This window comes from Agarivorans sp. QJM3NY_25 (genome assembly GCF_050870875.2).
Taxonomy (GTDB): Bacteria; Pseudomonadota; Gammaproteobacteria; order Enterobacterales; family Celerinatantimonadaceae; genus Agarivorans.
The window spans coordinates 3867040-3887937 of sequence record NZ_CP194041.2; the positions used below are offsets into that span (position 1 = coordinate 3867040).

Annotated in this window: 17 protein-coding genes; 10 read left to right on the forward strand and 7 right to left on the reverse strand. The window is 45.3% G+C overall.

Annotated features, from left to right (window positions below):
- Positions 1-144: 144 nt before the first annotated feature.
- The 5 genes from ACRRSW_RS17630 to ltnD form a co-directional block, all read right to left on the reverse strand.
- Positions 145-1596 carry a GntP family permease gene (locus tag ACRRSW_RS17630; protein WP_432451940.1) on the reverse strand — a complete coding sequence of 484 codons (1452 nt, stop codon included), beginning with the start codon at positions 1594-1596 and terminating at the stop codon, positions 145-147.
- A gap of 102 nt (positions 1597-1698) precedes the next feature.
- Positions 1699-2475, reverse strand: a complete 777-nt coding sequence (gene otnI, locus ACRRSW_RS17635) for a 2-oxo-tetronate isomerase (protein ID WP_432460007.1) — start codon at positions 2473-2475, stop codon at positions 1699-1701.
- Positions 2475-3107, reverse strand: coding sequence for a 3-oxo-tetronate 4-phosphate decarboxylase (otnC, locus tag ACRRSW_RS17640; RefSeq protein WP_432451938.1), 633 nt, complete (start codon positions 3105-3107; stop codon positions 2475-2477). The genes otnI and otnC overlap by 1 nt, the downstream gene beginning before the upstream one ends.
- Complete coding sequence (gene otnK, locus ACRRSW_RS17645) at positions 3104-4360, reverse strand: 3-oxo-tetronate kinase (protein WP_432451937.1); 1257 nt, start codon at positions 4358-4360, stop codon at positions 3104-3106. Before otnK ends, otnC begins: the two co-directional genes overlap by 4 nt.
- Positions 4360-5268, reverse strand: a complete 909-nt coding sequence (ltnD, locus tag ACRRSW_RS17650; protein WP_432451936.1) for an L-threonate dehydrogenase — start codon at positions 5266-5268, stop codon at positions 4360-4362. The genes otnK and ltnD overlap by 1 nt, the downstream gene beginning before the upstream one ends.
- A 270-nt stretch (positions 5269-5538) precedes the next feature.
- Here ltnD and ACRRSW_RS17655 point away from each other — a divergent pair, with 270 nt between their 5' ends.
- The 10 genes from ACRRSW_RS17655 to ACRRSW_RS17700 all read left to right on the forward strand — a co-directional run bounded on the left by ACRRSW_RS17655 (position 5539) and on the right by ACRRSW_RS17700 (position 16523).
- The gene (locus tag ACRRSW_RS17655; protein ID WP_432451935.1) at positions 5539-6300 is read left to right on the forward strand and encodes a DeoR family transcriptional regulator; all 762 of its coding nucleotides are present in this window, start codon (positions 5539-5541) and stop codon (positions 6298-6300) included.
- A 589-nt stretch (positions 6301-6889) separates the two neighbouring features.
- Entirely contained in the window at positions 6890-7636 is a 747-nt protein-coding gene (locus ACRRSW_RS17660; protein ID WP_432451934.1) for a FadR/GntR family transcriptional regulator, read from the forward strand.
- A 69-nt stretch (positions 7637-7705) separates the two neighbouring features.
- The gene (locus tag ACRRSW_RS17665) at positions 7706-8899 is read left to right on the forward strand and encodes an ABC transporter substrate-binding protein (protein ID WP_432451933.1); all 1194 of its coding nucleotides are present in this window, start codon (positions 7706-7708) and stop codon (positions 8897-8899) included.
- A gap of 61 nt (positions 8900-8960) precedes the next feature.
- The gene (locus ACRRSW_RS17670) at positions 8961-9818 is read left to right on the forward strand and encodes a branched-chain amino acid ABC transporter permease (RefSeq protein WP_432451932.1); all 858 of its coding nucleotides are present in this window, start codon (positions 8961-8963) and stop codon (positions 9816-9818) included.
- Position 9819: 1 nt separating this feature from the next.
- Positions 9820-10815, forward strand: coding sequence for a branched-chain amino acid ABC transporter permease (locus ACRRSW_RS17675; protein WP_432460008.1), 996 nt, complete (start codon positions 9820-9822; stop codon positions 10813-10815).
- On the forward strand, positions 10812-11573 hold the full coding sequence (locus ACRRSW_RS17680) for an ABC transporter ATP-binding protein (protein WP_432451930.1): 762 nt from the start codon (positions 10812-10814) through the stop codon (positions 11571-11573). Before ACRRSW_RS17675 ends, ACRRSW_RS17680 begins: the two co-directional genes overlap by 4 nt.
- A complete protein-coding gene (locus ACRRSW_RS17685; protein ID WP_432451929.1) occupies positions 11566-12261 on the forward strand; it encodes an ABC transporter ATP-binding protein in 696 nt (231 codons plus the stop codon). Before ACRRSW_RS17680 ends, ACRRSW_RS17685 begins: the two co-directional genes overlap by 8 nt.
- A gap of 21 nt (positions 12262-12282) precedes the next feature.
- Positions 12283-13548 carry a Zn-dependent hydrolase gene (locus tag ACRRSW_RS17690; protein WP_432460009.1) on the forward strand — a complete coding sequence of 422 codons (1266 nt, stop codon included), beginning with the start codon at positions 12283-12285 and terminating at the stop codon, positions 13546-13548.
- The gene (locus tag ACRRSW_RS17695; protein WP_432460010.1) at positions 13541-14950 is read left to right on the forward strand and encodes an amidase; all 1410 of its coding nucleotides are present in this window, start codon (positions 13541-13543) and stop codon (positions 14948-14950) included. The genes ACRRSW_RS17690 and ACRRSW_RS17695 overlap by 8 nt, the downstream gene beginning before the upstream one ends.
- A gap of 544 nt (positions 14951-15494) precedes the next feature.
- Positions 15495-16523 (forward strand): YiiX/YebB-like N1pC/P60 family cysteine hydrolase, encoded by a 1029-nt coding sequence (locus tag ACRRSW_RS17700; protein ID WP_432451926.1) that lies wholly within the window; start codon positions 15495-15497, stop codon positions 16521-16523.
- A gap of 92 nt (positions 16524-16615) precedes the next feature.
- Here the strand turns inward: ACRRSW_RS17700 and ACRRSW_RS17705 are convergent, their stop codons facing one another.
- Both ACRRSW_RS17705 and ACRRSW_RS17710 read right to left on the reverse strand, forming a co-directional pair.
- Entirely contained in the window at positions 16616-18226 is a 1611-nt protein-coding gene (locus tag ACRRSW_RS17705) for a hypothetical protein (protein WP_432460011.1), read from the reverse strand.
- A 498-nt stretch (positions 18227-18724) separates the two neighbouring features.
- Positions 18725-20722 carry a methyl-accepting chemotaxis protein gene (locus tag ACRRSW_RS17710; protein WP_432460012.1) on the reverse strand — a complete coding sequence of 666 codons (1998 nt, stop codon included), beginning with the start codon at positions 20720-20722 and terminating at the stop codon, positions 18725-18727.
- Positions 20723-20898 lie beyond the last annotated feature (176 nt).

Genomic DNA, 20898 nt, shown 5'->3' on the forward strand with positions numbered 1-20898 from the left:
CCCTCAATAAGCTTCATTCACTTACTGAGGGCAGTTAATCTTCGACCGCCTTTTAATACCCATCTAACTCATTATCGGCAGATTTATTCTGCGTAATAAATTGCTCATATAAGTAATCCGATTGGTATAATTCAATGGCTTAAATTAATGCTGCGATACTAAACTGCCGTGTTTTTCTCTGCTTTTCATCCAAAGCATAATGCCACCGAGTACCGCGAAAGGAACGATCGGATCCACCAGGGTCCCCCCTTGACCAAAAATAAGGTTTAGGAGCATCACAATACTCGCGCCAATTGCCCAAGCAATGGTCGAAGTCACACTCCAGATCTTCAATTGGTCACCCAACTCGGTAATCCCCAAAGTACGACTGATGATATGAAAGTAAGAATCATTTAGATGGGAGAAGCCAACCGGGCCTACCGCACATGCCAATGCAACAAAGACCGGATCCAGACCCAAGGTTTCCACCAATGGTAATGCCATGGTGGCTGCAACCATCATTGATGCCGTCGCGGAACCTTGGATCAAACGCAACATCGAGGCTATCGCCAATGGCACCAATAAAGGAGGTATGCCACTACTTGAAATCGCTTCTGCCACCTGAGGGCCAGCACCGGATGCTTTGAGCACTGCGCCCATTGCGCCACCACAACCAGTGACCACTAAGATAAGACCGGTAGTGGCCAGCGAATCGTCCATCGATCCCACCATATCTTTGCGTTCGATATTCCGCGTTAGACCATAGAGCGCCATTAATACGCCAATCCCTACCGCCACGACAGGGTTGCCGACTAATGACAATAAGGCGTGGAAAGTCGAATCTCCTTTACCAACAATAGTATTCGCCAAGATCAGCGCTATCGGGATCAGGATCGGTCCAAAAGATAGAAAGTTACTTGGCAGTTTTTTCTCGTCGGCTGCTTGCACGGTATCTAAATTCGCCCAAGCCGCTTCGGAAGTAATCCATTGCTCACCGTTTGGCACGCGGTAGTACTCTTTGCCTATTTTTCGAATATAAAACAAGGACAACAGCATCATCGGAATAGAGACCAATAATCCCCATAACATGTATACGCCCAAGTCCACACCAAGAATGCCAGCAACAGCCACTGGGCCAGGCGTTGGCGGCACTAAGGCGTGAGTGATCAGCAAACCAAGCGCTAATGTGACCCCTAAGCCCACGGCAGATTTTCCGGTATTGCGTGAAATGGCACGCACCAGTGAGTGCAAAATGATATAGGCCGAATCACAGAATACAGGGATCGCCACCAGCACCCCTGTGAGACCAAGCGCTATATCTTCACGTCCTTTACCACAGAGCTTCACGAAGGTTTTTGCCATTCGAATCGCCGCCCCGGAGCGCTCAAAACATGCCCCCATGATCACGCCAAACGCGATAATTAAACCAATGCCACCAAGCACTCCACCAAAACCCGCTTTAATCGCACCAATCAGTTCCGTTGGTGCCATTCCGGCAAATAAACCCATGATGATACTGGCAATAACCATCGCCAATGCCACGGGGATCCGTGTTTTAATAATCATCCCCATCATGGCAATGATCCCGACTATAATTCCTATAAGAGCAGCGTCCATTATATTGTCCTACCTATCAGATTATATTTCTTCAGTTGTGTTTAGCTACTACCTCCTTGAAAGGAGGCAGTGAGTTTGGTTGTCGTTCTTATTATGTGTTGCTTAAAGGTAAGGTCTGACCCAGCCTAAACCAGCTTCAGTGCTTGACTTAGGTTTGTATTCGCAGCCAATCCATCCTTGGTACCCCACCTTGTCTAATACTTGAAACAAATATGGATAATTCAGTTCACCATCTGAAGGTTCATTGCGATCGGGAACCGAAGCGATTTGAACATGACCAATATCGTCCGCCAAATCCGCCATCAACACGGTGACGTCTCCATCCATGATTTGTGCGTGATACAAATCAAATTGTAGTTTTACATTGGTGCGTTCAACTTGCTGAATAAGCGCGACGGCGTCCCGCTGATGGGACACAAAATAGCCAGGTACATCGCGAGAATTAAGCGGCTCGATCATCAGCTCAATTCCCTGCTCAGCAAATCGGTCTGCGGCATAACGAATATTGCTGATGAATGTGTCGACATGCTGTTGCTCACTAAATTGCGGATCCACAAGACCTGACATGGCGTGGACTTTTTTGCAGTTGAGAGCCTGCGCATACATCATCGCGGTGTCGACACTTTGCTTAAACTCTTGTTCCCGTCCAGGAATAGCCGCAAAACCCCGCTCCCCTGCATCCCAATCACCCGGCGGCATATTAAACAGCGCCAGCTCAAGGCCAAATTGACTTAACTTATCTGCCAATACTTTTGGTTCATAGGCATAGGGAAACAAAAACTCTACCGCTTTAAAACCCGCTTGATGGGCTTGCTCAAAACGCTCCAAAAAGTCCACGTGGTTGAATAACATCGTTAGATTTGCTGCGAATTTGGCCATTACTTGCCTCTCCCTTTTAGGTCTTCGACTTCTGCGTCGCTGAGATAACGAATTGGATAGTCCTTCAGTAAGAACATTAGTTTTGCTGTTTCTTCCAGCTCCTCGGCATTGTCAACTGCATCCACTAAATCACTACCGGTGATCACCGGTCCGTGGTTGGCAAGTAAAAACGCTCGATAGTCGGCGGCTTGTTTACCCAAGTCTTCGGCTATTTTAGGATCTCCCGGTCTTAAATATGGAAGCACTGGCAGCTGCCCAATTCGCATCACGTAATATGGTGTGAACGGGCGAATGGCATTTTCCACCGTCAAATTATCCAAACACGACAATGCCGTGAGATAAGTCGAATGTAGGTGTACAATGGCGTTACAGTCTGGATTATTACGATAAATAGCCAAGTGAAAAGCGACTTCTTTCGATGCCTTATGCCCAGAAATTAAATGACCGTCGATATCCACGACCGAGAGCTGCTCAGCCACTAATCGGCCAAATGATGATCCGGTTGGCGTCGCCAAGAAGTGCCCATTGGGCAGTTTAACGGATAAGTTTCCCGCGCCACCCGTCGCATAGCCTCGTTCAAACATAGAGCGAGCTAAGTCGACCATTTGTTGTCTAATTTGTTGCTCTATCATGCAAGAAAACCTTGTGCTTTAAAGAAGAACTGCGGATCACCAAAATTGCCCGATTTCAGCGCCAACGACAGCGAGCCATCAAGGGATTTGACCCAAGGCACACCGGGAGCGATTTGAGGACCAATGTGAAAACCCGCAACGTCAAGACTTTGGGTCACCGTACCGGAGGTTTCTCCCCCAGCTACAATAAAATTGACCACGCCATGCTCTTTTAGTTGGTGAGCGAGCAAACTAAAAAAGGACTCCACTGCATGACTTGAGGCTTGAGCACCGTATTGGCTTTGAATTGCACTGAGTGTCTCAGTATCGGCCGTAGCATAAACCATGGGGGCAAATTCACCGTCGAGGTTCGTGATGACCCACTGCATTACACTTTCACTGTAGGATGGATCATTGATACACGCAGCAACATCCACCGCAAAGTGTGGCGCTCGCGCTTGGTAAGCCACAACTTGTTGATTGGTCATCGCTGAACATGAGCCAGAAAGCACCACCGTTTTTGCTTGACGAGGTAAGCCTTGCGCTTTGGCTTCAGTTTGCTCCGCCAAACTTCGCCCCCAATGTTGAGCGATGTCAGCCGCTAAACCGGAGCCCCCGGTCACTAATTTTAGCGACTGAATCGCCTCCCCTATTGTCGCTAAATGCTGCGCATTGAACGCATCAAGCACTGCGTAACGAAAGCCTTGCTGTTGTAACTCAGCAAATTTTGCCTTGAGTGCTTGGCTACCTTGCTCAATCACTTGATAATTCACCAAACCAGCATCGCCATCAGACTGTGCATTCATCAGACGAACTAAGTTTGAATCCGTCATTGGAGTGACGGGGTGATGACGCATTCCAGATTCATGCAGCGGCTCACCGAACACAAATAAATGCCCGTTAAACACCGTGCGACCGTTCACAGGCAAGGCCGGACAAACAATCGTGAAATTTTCGTTCAGTGCTGCCAACAACGCGTCCGTCACAGGACCAATATTACCTTGTGCCGTGCTATCGAAGGTTGAGCAATATTTGAAGTAAAACTGTTGGCAACCTCTGGCCTGCAACCATGCTAAAGCCACCAGTGAGTCGGATATTGCCTGATCGACCGGACAAGAACGTGATTTCAAGCTTATCACTACAGCATCTGCTTCAATCTCTATCGGCAAACTCGGAACACCATTTAATTGTACCGTTCGCATACCATTTTCTACCAGAAAACCGGCAATATCGGTGGCACCAGTAAAGTCATCTGCAATCACACCAAGTAACATTATGACTCCTCCATGCCGGGCAATTTGATACCGTCAAAAATTTTAATCACCGCGCTGTCATCTTCTTTGCCAAAACCAGCATTGCTAGCAGCGGTGAACATGTTCAAGGCGGTGCTTGCTAGCGGCAATGGAAATTTAAAATCTTGCGCCGTATCCGCCACCAGATTGAGATCTTTCACGAAAATATCCACCATCGATTTGGGTGTATAATCCCCATCCACCACATGCTTCATACGGTTTTCAAACATCCAAGAGTTCCCCGCAGCATTGGTCACCACTTCATACATCACATCTAATGGGATTTGCGCCCGTGCTGCCAATGCCATAGCTTCGGCCCCCGCCGCAATATGCACTCCCGCCAAAAGCTGATGAATAATTTTCACGGTTGCCCCCAAACCGATGGCTTCGCCAATGTTGTAAACCTTTGCAGCTGTCGCATCCAATACTGGCGCAAGCTTGGTAAACGCCGCACTAGAACCGGCAGCCATAATGGTCATCTCACCCGCTTCGGCTTTCACTGCACCTCCCGATACCGGGGCATCCAACATCAACAGACCATATTTTTTCAACTCTGCGTCTATTTGCTGCGCATCTTGAGCTGAAATAGTGGCCGAAACCATGACTGCCGTATTTGGCTTTAAATTTTCTGCCAAACCGGAATCAAACAGGATCGATGTCACTTGTTTGGCATTTATCACCAGCAGTAACACTGCATCCAGCAGCGGCGCAAATTGCTTCGCATCTGTCGATACACCTTTGGCACCAAAATGATCTAAGGTCTCTAAAGCCATTGGATTAAGGTCAATCCCATAAACATCGAGACCTGCACGGACACAAGATTTCGCTGCCCCCATCCCCATCGAGCCTAAACCAATCACAGCTACCGATTTAACTATTTGATTATCCATCGTCTTTTCCCAAAACATGTTGAATACAGTGTGTTAATTTATGTTCCATGGTGTGATTATATGTTAATTAATGTGAAGAAACCTGAGATGTAACTCACAAACAGCAATATTAATATTAAATTCAGGTAAAAAAATCGCATGACCATTAACAAACCCGCTCAGCATCCGCCAAGACAATATTCTAGCCAACAATTATTAACACAACTTCACAGTTTTATCCCTTACTGTTAAGATACAAACATCACCAACTCTCATAAATAATAAATCTGAATGATCCCAGCAGAACGCCATAAGTTAATCTTGTCACTACTTTCACAGCAGCAGCTCATCAGCATTAACCAGCTGATAGAAAAATTAGATGTTTCACATATGACAATACGAAGAGACATCGCAAAGCTAGAACAAAAAGGAAAAGTATTGTCGGTTTCCGGTGGCGTTCAACTGACTCAAAAAATCCATCAAGAGGCCTCTCACGATGCAAAAGCCACCCTGCACGCACAGGAAAAAGTCGCAATTGGCGCCCTAGCCAGCCCTCTCATTCCCAAAGCATGTACCGTCTATTTGGATGCAGGAACGACAACCCTAGAAATAGCCCATTTAATTAGTGAGCGTTCCGATTTAGTGATCGTCACCAATGATTTTGTAATTGCCAATTTTCTGATCCAGCATAGTCACAGTGAGATTTACCATACTGGCGGGCGAATTGATCGAGAAAATCAATCTTGTATTGGCAGCAAGGTAGCTGAATTTCTATCTGGTATGAATATCGATATCGCCTTTGTGTCGACGTCTTCTTGGAACTTAAAAGGAATATCCACCCCCAGTGAGCCCAAAGTCATCGTGAAAAAAGCCATCGCGCAAGCCGCGCAGAATGTCGTTTTAGTTTCTGATGCCTCAAAATACGGAAAAGTAGGCACTTTTCACGCCCTAGACATGAATCAATTCAACATCATCATTACCGATTCAAGTTTTCCACAGAGCATTCAACAAGAGTTACAAGAGAAAGGGATCACCGTGCTAACTCCGCGATAGCTGCCCATCAAGCTGACCGCTTCGCAGCCGAGGCCTCGGTTATTCACAACAATCACGCAAACTCATGTTTGAGAAGCGACGCTTAATATGCTTTGATCGACCAAGCAACGGCAAGCCCCCTGCTTGGTCGCGTGCTACTCTTGCTTCAATCGAAGAGCAGCCCTTAATCACGCAGGTATTCCACATGCGGCGGTCAGCTTCACTTCAATTATCTGCAACAATCCACCAAGCAAAACCCTCCCATAAATGTTCATTAATGCACCTAATTGGTTCAACTCGATGATTTTATTTGTTTGATAGGCAACTTTCCTTCCAGCCAATTTTGTCATCTTACCAATTGATTGAATAAATCTTATTTCATATACGAATAAACAAAAAAACATAAAAATTACATAAAATTAATAACTTAAAAACACCCTTGAAATTAAATCATAAGTTACACAATTATTTACCTGCTTATAAAAGCAGCATAATTCAAGTTCTCATTGGAGCTTCGGCACTCAATTTGCAGAAAACCTAACCAAGTAATTAATCATAATGATTTGTATTTAATATTTTTCACTCTGTCATGCATCTTTTGGGAGCTGAAATGACATCCGAATTCAAGAATAAAACCAAACGAAAACTATCAGACTTAATTGTCGATGAAGTAAAACGGCTGATTGTGTCTGAAGAACTCAAGCCAGGGGATCGTCTACCCAGTGAAAAAGATTTGATCGAGCAATATCAGATCTCCAAAGGAACAGTTAGAGAAGCATTAAAAGCCTTGGAAGTTGAGGGTTTGATCAAAACAAAACCAGGTCCAGGTGGCGGTGCATCACTGACTGAAGTTGGCACCGAGCCAGCCAGTAAAGCCTTGCGAAACTACCTTTACTTTCGTCACATCAGCCCAGAACAACTGTATCAAATGCGAAAACTAGTTGAGGTTGAGATAGCCGTGTCTGTGGTCGGACATTTGACGGAAGACGAACTTTCATTGCTGAGAAAGTACACCGATCAGTGCAGTAAAAAACCAAGCACAGAAGAAGAGCAGCGACTGCAGAAAATCGCCGAATTGGAATTCCACAATGTGTTAGCGGATGCTTCGCCAAATCCAGTCCTGGGATTTTTTGGACGATTTTTAAACGAATTATTGAGAGATCTCGTCGTATTAAAAAAAGCCTATTTAATCGACTACTACGCATTCACAAAGTCGAATGTTGATTATCACTACGCACTCATTAGTGCGTATGACAAACAAGATAAAACCCAGGTTCGAACCCTGATGGGGGAGCACATGTGTGAAGCAGAAATGCACTTTGTCACGCTTGACGGAGAAATTTCTAAAAAAATGTAAGGGATCTTAAATATAAATTACAAGCCATGAAACCAAGCCTTAAGGCCAACATCACCAAAGGAACTAAAGATGATTAAAAAATATTTGAAACATACTGCACTTGTATTCTCAATAGCATCCGCTTCTTGCCTTGCACTTGCCCAAGACGAAGCCGTAACAATTTATGGCGTAAAATCTCTATCGGGAGGCTTTGCTAGTTATGGTAAGTATGCAGATATGGGGTCGAAATTAGCAGTTGAGCAATATGGAAAATTGCTTGGGCAAACACCCACTTATAAAGAGATCGACACCGAAGGTAATGCAGGGAAAGCGCTTCGTAAAGTACAAGAAGCGATTAGCCAAGATAAAGCCAAGTTTTTTGATGGCGGCACCCTATCTTCAACGTCTCTGGCACTGGGTAAGGAAATCAATAAATCTGGCGGCGTCTTTATCACGCCAGCAGGTGCTGATGAGCTAACCGGTGTCGATTGTAACGCCGCCACATTTCGTTGGTCGGTGCCAACTTACGGCGCTATCAGAGAAACCGTGATCCCTTTGTTTAAAGAGCACCCAGAAAAAAAACGTTGGTATACCATCACCCCTCAATATGTATTCGGTGAAGCGCTACTATCTAATGCAGAAGCCGTATTTGATGAACTTGGCATTGAGCATGTGGGTAATAGTTACCACTCGTTACAAGAGCAAGAATTCTCTGGCTACCTCACCAACGCAATGGCGGCTCAACCAGACGTTCTCTTATTACTAAACTTCGGCGCTCAATCCTCTAATGCCTTACGCCAAGCGATTAACTTCGGCCTAAAAAATCGAATGACCATCTTAGTCACTTGGTCATCAGGCTTAGATCAATTCCAAGAACTCGGTGCTGATATCACAGAAAATGTCTACTTCGGCGCACAGTATTGGCACACCGTTGACACCCCATTCAATGCAGCCCTAGTCAAGCAAGTTAAAGATGCATATGGTATCACCCCCAACTACCCATTAGCGGCCGATTACACCAGTACCAAACTTCTGTTAGATGCCATTGCAGATGCAGGCTCAACCGAACCGAGTGCTGTCATCAAGGCTTTAGAGGGCAAGTCTTATGCGGGCCCAACTGGAACCGAAACCGTTCGAGCCGCCGATCACCAAGTCTTGAAAAACTACTACCTATTAAAAGGTAAAGCCGCTTCAGAAATGAAAAATGCAGATGATTTTGCAGACATTATCAGCTATGGACAGTCTTTCCCTGACCAATCATCGCTCAAGTGCAAAGCTCTTTAAAAGTTCCACGCCACTTTGCTCAATTGACGAAGTGGCGCGTCAATATTGTTAGAGGTGAATTATGAACCTGTATTTATTTCAGGCAGTAAATGGGATAGGGCTTGGAATGATTTATTTCCTCTTCTCGGTAGGGCTTACTATCATTTTTGGGCTACTTAACTTTGTGAACTTTGCTCACGGTGCTTTTTATCTTCTGGGAGCATACCTGAGCTATACCGCCGTCGCAGTAACTGGAAATTACTGGCTGGCACTGGTTGCCGTCCCCATTTGTATCGCACTCATTGCCTGGGCATGTGAAAGAACCTTGATCAAAAGGGTCTACCATCTTCCACACACCTATCAAATTCTAGTGACTTTAGGCGTTGCCCTCATCATTCAAGAGCTCTGTATTTCAATATGGGGACCAATAGGGAAGCACGTTGCGCCTCCTGATTCTCTGAAAGGTGTATTTCAAATCGGAGACTTCTTCTATCCAGAATATCGACTCTTTGTGATTGCTTTTTCGGCTGTGGTTGCGATTCTGGTTTGGCTATTACTAGATAAAACCAAATTTGGCGCACTAGTGCGAGCCGGCAGTGAAGACGCTGAAACCGTTTCACTATTAGGAACCCATACCCATCGCTTATTCTCAATTACCTTTGCCTTAGGAGTCGGTCTTGCAGGTCTTGCTGGCGTACTCGCAGCCCCCATTAGAGGCGTAAGTCCATTTGTAGGGCCAGAAGTTCTTGGGATTGCATTCGTGGTGGTCGTCATTGGAGGAATGGGTTCTTTCACTGGCGCGTTAGTGGGCGGGTTATTGGTTGGTTTGGTACAAAGTCTAATGACCACCATTTGGCCGCAAGGTGCCAGCTTAATGATTTATGGCGCGATGGCAGTGGTCATTTTATTGCGTCCTTACGGATTATTCGGGAGAGCATAAGATGAATACGAAGACTTCTATTTTTGGCGGAATAACCATCCTAGCCTTAGCATTGATTGTGTTAATGCCGATATTACTTCCTTCCATCACACTCGCAACAGAGATTCTAATATTTGCTCTCGCCGCATTAGCCTGCAACCTTCTTCTAGGTTATACCGGCCTCTTGTCATTCGGACAGGGGATCTTTTTTGGCGGCGGCGCTTATAGCGCTTCATTAGTCATGATCCATCTAAATTTTGGATTAATAGCAGCCCTAGCCACGGCCATTTTGATTGGTGCATCACTGGCTCTAATCGTTGGCGCTTTGTCGATCAGAAGAACTGGGATTTACTTTGTCATGCTTACGCTGGCCTTCACTCAGATGGCATATTTCTTAGCCTATACATTTAGTCAATGGACTGGCGGTGATAACGGGCTACTCGATGTACCTCGGCCTCCGCTCGCAATCTTTGGAATGACAATCAGCGATCTACAGAGCAGCGAAGCATTTTATGTTTTTGTCGCAAGCCTTTTTGTGATTGTGTTTGTGTTTGCCCGAAGAGTGATCCATTCGCCCTTTGGAACAACCCTTGTGGCAATTCGAGAAAACGAAGGCCGCTCTTCGGCGGTCGGCTTCTCAACCAACCATTTCAAGCTAACGGCCTTTGTCATTTCGGGGGCGATAACCGGCCTTGCTGGGGCTCTCTACGCGCTTCTTTTAAACTTCGCCCCGCTGTCAAACATTGAATTAGCCATGTCAGAAAACATCATGATTATGACCATCATCGGAGGAACCGGCTCATTACTCGGTTCCATTCTGGGGGCTGGCTCAATTGTCTTGATAGGAGATCTACTCTCATCGATATGGCCGAGGTGGATGATGATCTTGGGAGCTGCATTGATCGCGGTCGTATTGTTCCTTCCTGAGGGTTTGTGGGGGGGGCTAAGGTCTTTAAGTTCCAAATTATTGGTATCTAAAAAATCCAAGCAAGAGGCTATTTCCGAGGTGACCAAATGAACTCAAGTTACTTATTAGAAACCTCTAAATTAGGCTTAGATTATGGGGCATTTTCTGCGGTAGGAAGTGTTGATTTAAAGATCAAGAAAGGCTCAATTCATACGGTGATCGGCCCAAATGGTGCCGGAAAAACCTCATTATTTCACTGCTTAACTGGCGAACGAAAACCAACCCGTGGAAAGATCTTTTTTAATGGCGAAGATTTGACTTATCTTGCGGCACATAAACGAGTATCGAAAGGGATGTCTCGCTCGTTTCAGGTAACCAGTCTCTTCCAAAACTTAGATGTACGTGAAAATTTACGTATCGCCGCTCAGGGTCGAGACGGCCTTAGTGCGCTCAAGTTTTGGGTTCCTGAAACCGCCAACCACAAGCATTTGCTAAAAGCCGATGAAGTGATGGAAAGAATTCAATTAGATAAGTGGGCTGACAAACTGGCCGGTGAGTTATCACATGGACAACAACGAATACTGGAAGTTGGTATGGCACTCTGCGGATCCCCATCATTACTATTGCTTGATGAACCGACCTCAGGAATGGGCGTTGATGATATCCCAATGATGACCGGCTTAATTTCAGAACTAGGCAAAGATCATACGGTCATGCTGATTGAGCATAATATGCGACTCGTGATGTCTATTTCCGACCGGATCACCGTGATGCACCAAGGCAATATTTTAATCGAAGGCTCTCCTGAAGAAGTCAAAGGGGATGAATTGGTTAAAAAAGCATACTTAGGAGAAAGTGGCAATGAGTAGATTAGTGATCAACAACCTGCACTCTTTTTACGGTAAAAGCCATATTTTAAACGGAATTGACTTGGCGATTGAGTCTGGTGAAATTGTGACACTGCTGGGACGAAACGGTGCCGGCAAAACCACCACCCTAAAAACTATCGTGAGTATCGTTAAAGCGCAACAAGGAGAAGTGCTATTAGATGAGGAAAACCTTGTTGGTAAAGAAATATACGAAATCGCACGACGCGGGATTGCTTTAGTACCGGAGCACAGAGGCATTTTTGGCATTCTTTCCGTTGAAGAGAACCTCAAAATTGCAATCAACAAGCGTAGTCCCTGGAGTCTTGAAGACATTTATCAAATGTTCCCACGCCTCAAAGAACGCAGAAAGAACGGTGGCAACGCCCTATCTGGGGGTGAACAACAAATGCTCGCGATCGCGCGAGCTTTAGTCAATGCCCCAAAATTTCTGCTACTTGACGAACCAACAGAGGGTCTCGCCCCCGTCATCGTTGATGAAATCATCCGGATCCTCGCTCAGATTCGCGCTGCTGGTGTTGGCGTGCTGCTGGTTGAGCAAAATTTATCGGTATGCGAGAAGTTAGCCGACAAACACTACGTGATCGAGCTTGGTGAAATTGTTTACCAAGGCTCTCAAACAGAATTTAGCAAACAAGACGAGATTAAAAATCGATATCTTGCGGTTTAGTGGAAGAAACGCTGTATGCAAATGAATAAACGATCACCTAGCTTAGGGAAGATCAAGGTAAACACCGAACGTCTTTGGGACAGTTTGATGACCCATGGGCAAATTGGCCATACCCTAAAAGGTGGCTTAAATCGCTTGGCGCTAACCGAGCGAGACAAACAAGGCAGAGACTTATTTAAGAAGTGGTGTGAAGACGCGGGCTGTACCGTTTTAATCGATGAGATCGGTAATATTTTTGCACGAAGAGCTGGTCAAAACAATCATCTCCCCCCTGTCATGACAGGTTCCCACATTGATACCCAACCGACTGGTGGTAAGTTTGATGGCTGCTTTGGTGTGATGGCTGGTTTAGAAGCAATACGTACCTTGAACGCCCTGAACATACAAACGATTGCTCCGATCGAAGTTGTCGCATGGACCAACGAAGAAGGCTCAAGATTTCCGCCATGCATGATGGGATCTGGTGTATTTACTGGAAAAATTTCACTCGACGAAGCGCTATCCACAAAAGATGATGCTGGGATCTCAGTGCAAGATGCGCTCAATCAAATTGATTATAACGGTAACAAAAGCCATCTTGGCCATAAAGTCACCGCTTATTACGAGGCACACATCGAGCAAGGTCCAGTACTGGAAGAACAGCAGAAACAGATCGGCGTTGTGGTTGGAGCCCTTGGCCAAAAGTGGTTTGATATAGAAATAACGGGCATAGAAGCTCACGCAGGCCCAACCCCCATGCACCTTCGAAAAGATGCCGCCGTTGCTGGTGCTAAATTACTCCAATTTATACATCAAATAGCCCTGCAAAATTCGCCTCATGGCCGAGGAACAGTTGGCTGTTTTGAGATATTTCCAAGCTCTCGCAATGTGATTCCTGGTCGTGTAAAAATGACGGCCGATCTCAGACACTTAGATTCAATAGTACTCGAAGCAATGACCCAAGACTTATACCGCAAAGTGGATACCTTGGCTCAAAAATACGGCCTTCAAATAAACATAAGCGCAACAGCCAATTTTCCTCCCATCTCCTTTGACAGCCAATGTATCGATCAAGTAAGAACTGCGGCCACCGACTTAGGATACCCGAATATGGATATTGTTAGTGGTGCGGGACATGACGCTATTTTTATGGCCGACGTGACGTCTGCCGGAATGATTTTCGTCCCTTGTGAGGGAGGGATAAGTCATAATGAACTCGAGAGAGCAAAGGCAGAAGACCTTGGTGCAGGAGCCTCTGTGCTACTGAATGTTCTATTATCTGCTGCTGGGGTCTTCGAAAATGACTAATTCCAAACATACTCATGTAGCAGACATGACAGCGGTCGAACTCAGCCAGCTGTTCCAATCCAAAGCACTTTCTCCGGTTGAAGCGACTCAAGCTTCACTGGAACGGATTGAGCAGTGTAACGCTTCGGTTAATGCATACTGCTTTATTGCTGAGCAGGATGCGCTCAAGGCTGCAAAACAATCTGAAGCACGTTGGTTTAAAGGAGCCCCACTCAGCAAAATTGATGGTATACCTAGCTCTATCAAAGACTTAACCTCTGTCGCTAAATGGCCGATCCGTAGCGGCTCATTGACCAGTTCTGAAGACTTGGCTGTCGTCGATGCTCCGTTTACTCAAAAGATGAGACAGGCTGGCGCGGTGATACTTGGTAAAACAACCACCCCCGAGTTCGGCTGGAAAGGCGTAACCGATAGTCGACTGACCGGTATCACCAGAAACCCTTGGAAAACAACTCAAACCTCTGGAGGATCTTCTGGTGGTGCTGCTGTCGCAGCAGCTTTAAACATGGGGGTTCTACACCAGGCCAGTGATGCTGGAGGCTCGATACGGATCCCCGCTTCCTTCTGCGGAGTATTTGGTATAAAACCGACATTTGGTTACATACCTCAATGGCCCGCAAGCGCGATGACAACTCTTTCTCACCTCGGACCAATCACCAGAACGGTTCAAGACAGCTTGTTAATGATGGATATCGTCGCGACCCCCGACATCAGGGATTGGTACTCAAACAGTGTTTTTAGCGGGACTTGGAGCGATGCCAATAAATGGCCTCTCGATGGCATCAAAATAGCCTACAGTCCAACGCTTGGCTACGTCGATGTTGATCCCCTGATACTCAAACTAATTGATGTTGCTGTCACATCACTTGAGCAACTGGGCGCAAAGGTGGAGCGAGTCACACCCAACTTCCAAGATCCCATCGATACTTTTTCAACGCTTTGGTTTGCTGGGGCTGCGAAAGTAATCTCTGGCTTCAGTCAAAAACAACGCGAATTGCTCGACCCAGGTTTTCTCAAGATTGGTGAACAGGGGAGTAAGATTGACATCGTCGACTATATGAAGGCTGTCGATCAACGAGCCGAATTAGGACGCACCATGCAGGCCTTTCATTCAAACTACGATATTTTAATCACCCCAACCCTGCCTCGTACGGCCTTTGAAGCAGGCCAAAACACCGAGACTCAACAGCAGAAACACTGGATGGATTGGACGCCATTTTCTTACCCCTTTAATCTCACGCAGCAACCCGCATTGTCGATTCCCTGCGGTCAAGTCAACGGATTACCTGTAGGACTTCAAATTGTCGCGGATAGAGGGAATGACTTAATGGCCATAAACATCGCAAAACATATTGAAGATTTAATTCCCACTCAATTTTTGGATGCCCCTAGAATTGCTTGATCTTAGCAAATGGTTAGTTGGATAATTTTTCAAGCTATCTAAATCAAGACAAAGCCGATTGATGACCTCATTCGATATCAATCGGCAATAATGCTGTAGAAATGCGCCACAAATACCAGCCAAAGGGCTCCCCCAAAAATTGGGCTATGCCCTCTATAGCCCGCCACAGCGCTATCCCCCTATCACTTGCATCACCAAAATTAATGGCAAGTAAGGTAAAGCGATATCCAAATACAATGAAGCCATTGGATTGTCAGCTACGCCGCAACAAATCCCCCAAAGAACCAAGAGAGTACTTTCCGTAATACAAAAGATTTCCAGATATTGCGTGCTCAACATGAGATTGCTCGGCCAAGCACAGCTAGCTCAACACGCCCAGCACTGATTCAGATCATATTTTAGGCGCAAAGTTCGAAATTTAATCTACTGATTAATCGCCCATTATATGTTAGCTTTTAAATTATCAATTGAGTTATGTTGGGGAAGTCCCTGAACAATAGAGGATTTTCCCCTCCTGATGAGCTTTTAGTTTAGAGGGTGGTGCATGTATCTCTTAAATAGGGAAAGATTAAAACAAGGGGATATTATTCTTACTTGTTCCGACAAAAAACCAAGTAAAACCATACGAACCTTAACGAGGTCGGCGTATTCACATGTCATATTATATGTCGGTGAATCTAGCTATATTCATTCTGATCCTGAAGGGGTGCATTCCGGAAATTTACAACGGATGATTTTGGAACAACCTGAATATGTCCAGGTGGTAAGAGTTAACGATCCTCAGCCCATCAAGAAAGCCATTGAATTTGCTCGACTACAAGTTGGCTCATCCTATTCAAGATTAAGTGCCGTGAATGCGGGCGCAAAATTTTTTTCCAAACTAGAAACCAAAAAGCAGTTTTGTTCTCGTTTGGTGGCTAAGTCTTATGAATACGCGGGTTTGGCGTTAGTTGCCAATAGTGATACTTGCCTCCCTCAGGATATCGCTGATTCACAGCGAGTCTCGGTGATTAAAGACTGCATATACCAAGCAAGTAAAGAAGAAATTGATTTTGCATTAAGTTTTAACCCAATTAACAAGCAAACTGAAATTACCAATGACATTCTAAAGTCTGTAAGAAAGATAATGGGGAATAAGATTCAGTCATTAGCAGACATCACATCCAGGCTGATTAAAGAACCACATTTTGACCAACAAGTCACCGAGATATATGCCTGTTCAGGCTATCTTGATATGTGGCGTTACGAAAAAGAGAGAAATGCCTGGCGCTACAACGCAAACTTATTCATGGAACTGCGATTAACCAAGCAAGAGATTATTAGACGAGCATATAAAGAACTTGAAGTCGCAGAAAGCTTATTAGCATTGTATAAAAATAACCTTGAGCAATATTTTTATATTAAGGAACAATATAAATTAAAATATGCCGAACAGCAGTTCAATTTGTATAGGCAATTAGTCGAAAACGCATTAAATCATAAGATGACAGCCGAAGCCGTGATAAAAAAGAGCTTTTCAACACCGCGCTCAGAAAATTTTGTTGCAACGACTCAGGCATTTTTATTGAGCTAAACCAGACCGTTACACAGAGTGCATTCATTATGGCTAAATAAGCAGTGTAAGCCTTAATCCGAAGCCCATATCGCGATACACGAGATTGAGTATTAGAACTTTCCTTTGCTCGCCGAATGATTCAATAAACGATTTAATTTGCTATTCGCTTCGCTCAAACTCGCAATATCTTGGTTGGCTTCTTTCACCTCCCGTTGTAACTGAGCATTCAGCAAATCGGCAGCGTTCAACTGCTCGGTAAGCACATTCAACTTGCCTGGAAAAGTACTATTTTCTATCTGCGCATCAAGCAACTGTTCTTCCAGTTGACTTAACGCTAACTTTGTTAAGCGATGACCCTGTTGTTCTTTACCAAACTTAGCCTGTAAATGACCCAACTGTTGCTGAAGTTCTGTCTGCTGTTGTTCCGTCTGCCGTTGACGCTCGTTCTCCGCCATATCCTGGCTCAACTGGAGCTGAGACTTCGCTGCTGCAAGCTGGGTTTTTAACTGGCTCAGTTCAGCCGTATTGTCCAAATATTTAGACTCTAGTTGAGCGACATGCTGCTGAAGCCTTACTTCTGTTTGCTGATATTGCTCAAGTTCCGGTAAGACTTGTGCTAGCTGATTTTTCAGCGATTGGCGACGCTCGACTAAAGCTTGCCTCTCCGCCTCTTGTTGAGTCAATTTAGCGACGTACTCTTGCAACTGTTGTTGTAAACGCTCTATTTGCTGAGCAGCAGCGTGCTTGCCCTGCTCTAAAATAGTCAGCTGCTCACGTAACACGGTTTCGCTCTCAATCGCCACTTGCTCCCGCTGAACCTGCTGCGCGGTCTGTTGATTTAACTGCTCAGCCAAAGACTGACATTGTAGCTCTAATCGCTCAATCTGAGACTGTTGTAGGGCCTTACTGCTATCTAAGTGCTGGTTATGTTGTTCCAACTGTTGACAACGTGTCGCAAGTTCGCGAGCTTGATGACTCAATTCACTTTGAGCCTCTCCCCGCAACTTGCCCTGCGCCAACTCTTGTTCGAGCGCTTCTCGGCTGGCTTGTAGTTGCTGACGTAAATGCTGCTCATGCTCTGATTGCTCTAAGGCGGCCTCTTCTTCAAGCTGTTGATAAGCTTCAAGCTGGCTTTGTACTTGCTGTAAGCTTTGGCTTAAGGCCTGATTTTCAGCACTCAAACTGGCATGTTGTTGCTGCGCCTGCATTTGCGCTTGTTCTGCCTCTTCCAAACTTGCCTTGAGCAACTGTTGCTGCTGCTTGGATTGATCAACTTCAGTCTGTAGTTCACTAGTTTTCTCAACCGCTCCTGCTAACTGAGTACGTAAGCCAATCATGTCAGCTTCCAAAGTCTGATACTTAGTGGCTTGTTCGCCTAATTGCTGCTGATGTTGGGCCATTAACTCAAGCCGCCCAGAATCCCAAGACTGTTGTTTTTCTTGCGTCAATCTATCAACCCGCGCCTCGATAGATTGATTGAGCTGGACAAACCATTGATTCAGAGAATCGGCAAAGCCATTGGGTAAGGCGGCGATGGCATGCTGCTGACGATACATTTTATTGAGCTGCTGATGTGTGGCAGTGATCGCTTGCTCAAGCTGCTCTTGGCTAAAGCTTGCGTCTGTATGTTGACTGAGATACTCGGCGAGGGATGACGAATCTAATGTGCCACCTTCGATCATCAACTGACAAGCTAGAGAGTGTAACTGTTTGCCATCCATGCTATTCCTCGAGCCTCCTGAGCCAGAGACTTATTGCCATCAACTCATATAACAAACTATAAAAATCAAAGGATATGCCGATATAATTATTGACGCCCAATACTATGTATATCAGCAGACCAAAATTAATTATTCAAATCCGCCGAAAATAAGTTGTAAGCAATCAGATGAATCAAACTATCTTGAGGCAAATTGAATTAAGAGGGAGAACTATAGCAATGCTTAAATTGGCGAAGCAATGAGCAATATTTAAAAAAGTTATGACTATCAAACTATTATTATAAAGTTGTTCCAGCGATCAGACTTAAGTCCACTATCGCTTCACCTTACACAAGGTAAGTCACTTCAGCCAGAGATCTTGCTTAGCGGAAATAAAGAGAGGGCAAGCCTTAAGCCCTCAGTAAGCAATGCACTAACCGCTGGGGGAGCGTTTATCATGACTTCGCTGTTTAAACGAACGACTCCATCAATATATGCAGTCGCTCTTAAGCAACCAAACTAAGACGCGGCCTCTAAGGTAAAGGTTGCTAGCTGACCAAGTTGTCGTGCCGACTGCGCTTTAAGGGCATGGCTGGCATCTTCGCTGGTTTGAGCATCGCGGTTAGCTAACTCAGCCAATTCGACAATTTTGCTCACGTTGCTGGCAACCCGAGTCGCTACCGTGAGTTTCTCTTCCGCTGTTCTGGCTATATCTTGACTACGTTCGCTAATTTGGCTCAGTAATTCGGCGATTGATTGTAACTGTTGGTCACTTTGCTCGGCCTGCACCATACAACTATCAACCATGGTTTCACCTTGCTGCATCAACTTGGCTGCTGACTCAGCACCTTTTTGCAAGGTATCAATTACTTGAAAAATTTCGACCGTGGAGTTTTGCGTCCGACTCGCAAGACTTCGAACTTCATCGGCAACCACCGCAAAACCGCGACCTTGCTCTCCCGCTCTGGCGGCTTCTATCGCGGCATTTAAGGCTAATAAATTGGTTTGTTCAGCAATCCCTTGAATAACATCCAAAATAGAACTAATGCCATCAGATTGCTGTTTAAGATCAATCACCTGAGAACTCGCTTGAGTAATGGTTGATTGCAATTGATTGGTGGTCTCGCGAGTACTTTGCGCCGCAACCCGCCCTTGCTCGGTTAAAGCCGATACCGCGCTGATTTCATCTCGTGAAACATTAGCTTGCTGCGACACATCTTGCACACCAACTTCCATCAAAGTGACGGCTTCCGCGACCAGATCGGTTTGCTGTTGTTGGTCACGGATCAAACCACGAGTATGCTGGCTTGCCGCTAAGCCTTGCTGTGCACTCCCCTCTAATTGTGAGGCATTACTAACCATCGCTTCAATGGTTTGACTAAGCTGCGCGGTAAGCGTATTCAGTTGGTTAGCAATTTGCCCAAACTCGTCATTACGCTGTAACTTGACTCGCTGGCTAAAATCACCGTCAACCAAACGTTTCATTTGATCCAAGGTTCGTTTCAAGGGCAATCGAATACTTCGAGTCACACTCCAGGCAACCACTAAGGCAATCACCAACGAAACTGCAATCGCGGCCAGCATCTGCAAGGTTGCCATATAAGTACTTTGACGAGCCTGCTCACTCGCAGAATGAATGATCGATGAAACCTGCTGATTAATACTGTCCAACATCGCTAAGGCGGTGTCGGTTTGTTGATTTAATTGCGCTAAATTAAGTTGTTGCTGATGTTGTAATTGACTAATGCTAGCGACCACTGCAAATAGGCCCTGTTCACTAAAAGATTTAGCTAATAAATCGAAATAAGCATCTAAGTCACCGGCGCTCACCGGATCATCTTTTTTCAACTGTTCACGCTTGCTTAGCATTGAATCATAGTAGGTATGAATCACGCCTAACAAACGTTGACTATCTTCTGCAGTTTGCGCCGTAAACACATTATTCACCGTGCGGCTCAAACCCATCCCATCACCTAAGATCCCCTTGGCAATCCATTGAGCGCCATCTTCAACACTATCAACTAAGAGTTCTGCATCATCTTTAAAATAGACCCATTCTTGATTATAGTGTTTGCGTAAGCCTGCTAATTTTTCAGTACTGGCTAACCACTGGTGACGCGTTTCGAGTTGTTGCGCCGAAGTGCTGCTAATCAGCTGTTGTTGCTTAGCTAATTCCGAGAGGCCTTCGCTCAATTGCGCATCATCACGTCCCAGCTCTAGTAATTGTTGAAAACTATTTAGATACTGCTGACTAAGCGACGCTAACTTGGTTTCTAAGTCGCTGAGTTCGGAGGCTTGCTTTTTTCCACTATGTAAACCAACCATCCGCGCAGAATTAAGCAATAAGCCCGACAATTGATTAGCGCGCTCGGTCATCGGCGTAAGCTGCTCAACGGTTCTTTTCAGCTGCGCTTCGACACCTCGCATATTGATTTGGCCAATCACAGCCATAACCACTAATAATAGCAACAAGACAACAAATCCTAACAAGGTTCGCATCACTACCGATAAATTCATTTCCATCATTCCTTGTACCCACAACTCGGCCGAGCCGTTCCATTATCTAGCGTTTTCTGCCGTACTTTTTAAGCACATAAGAAAGCTCGTATCAAATACATATCACAAAACCGAGTAAAAGATCGAGAAAAAATACCAATTATGTAGAAATATTCAGACTAATAAGCTACGGGTTA

Coding starts and splice junctions, on each gene's coding strand:
- ACRRSW_RS17630 (WP_432451940.1), bottom strand. CDS start 1,596: ATGGACGCTGCTCTTATAGGAATTATAGTCGGGATCATTGCCATGATG.
- otnI (WP_432460007.1), bottom strand. CDS start 2,475: ATGGCCAAATTCGCAGCAAATCTAACGATGTTATTCAACCACGTGGAC.
- otnC (WP_432451938.1), bottom strand. CDS start 3,107: ATGATAGAGCAACAAATTAGACAACAAATGGTCGACTTAGCTCGCTCT.
- otnK (WP_432451937.1), bottom strand. CDS start 4,360: ATGTTACTTGGTGTGATTGCAGATGACTTTACTGGTGCCACCGATATT.
- ltnD (WP_432451936.1), bottom strand. CDS start 5,268: ATGGATAATCAAATAGTTAAATCGGTAGCTGTGATTGGTTTAGGCTCG.
- ACRRSW_RS17655 (WP_432451935.1), top strand. CDS start 5,539: ATGATCCCAGCAGAACGCCATAAGTTAATCTTGTCACTACTTTCACAG.
- ACRRSW_RS17660 (WP_432451934.1), top strand. CDS start 6,890: ATGACATCCGAATTCAAGAATAAAACCAAACGAAAACTATCAGACTTA.
- ACRRSW_RS17665 (WP_432451933.1), top strand. CDS start 7,706: ATGATTAAAAAATATTTGAAACATACTGCACTTGTATTCTCAATAGCA.
- ACRRSW_RS17670 (WP_432451932.1), top strand. CDS start 8,961: ATGAACCTGTATTTATTTCAGGCAGTAAATGGGATAGGGCTTGGAATG.
- ACRRSW_RS17675 (WP_432460008.1), top strand. CDS start 9,820: ATGAATACGAAGACTTCTATTTTTGGCGGAATAACCATCCTAGCCTTA.
- ACRRSW_RS17680 (WP_432451930.1), top strand. CDS start 10,812: ATGAACTCAAGTTACTTATTAGAAACCTCTAAATTAGGCTTAGATTAT.
- ACRRSW_RS17685 (WP_432451929.1), top strand. CDS start 11,566: ATGAGTAGATTAGTGATCAACAACCTGCACTCTTTTTACGGTAAAAGC.
- ACRRSW_RS17690 (WP_432460009.1), top strand. CDS start 12,283: ATGAATAAACGATCACCTAGCTTAGGGAAGATCAAGGTAAACACCGAA.
- ACRRSW_RS17695 (WP_432460010.1), top strand. CDS start 13,541: ATGACTAATTCCAAACATACTCATGTAGCAGACATGACAGCGGTCGAA.
- ACRRSW_RS17700 (WP_432451926.1), top strand. CDS start 15,495: ATGTATCTCTTAAATAGGGAAAGATTAAAACAAGGGGATATTATTCTT.
- ACRRSW_RS17705 (WP_432460011.1), bottom strand. CDS start 18,226: ATGGATGGCAAACAGTTACACTCTCTAGCTTGTCAGTTGATGATCGAA.
- ACRRSW_RS17710 (WP_432460012.1), bottom strand. CDS start 20,722: ATGAATTTATCGGTAGTGATGCGAACCTTGTTAGGATTTGTTGTCTTG.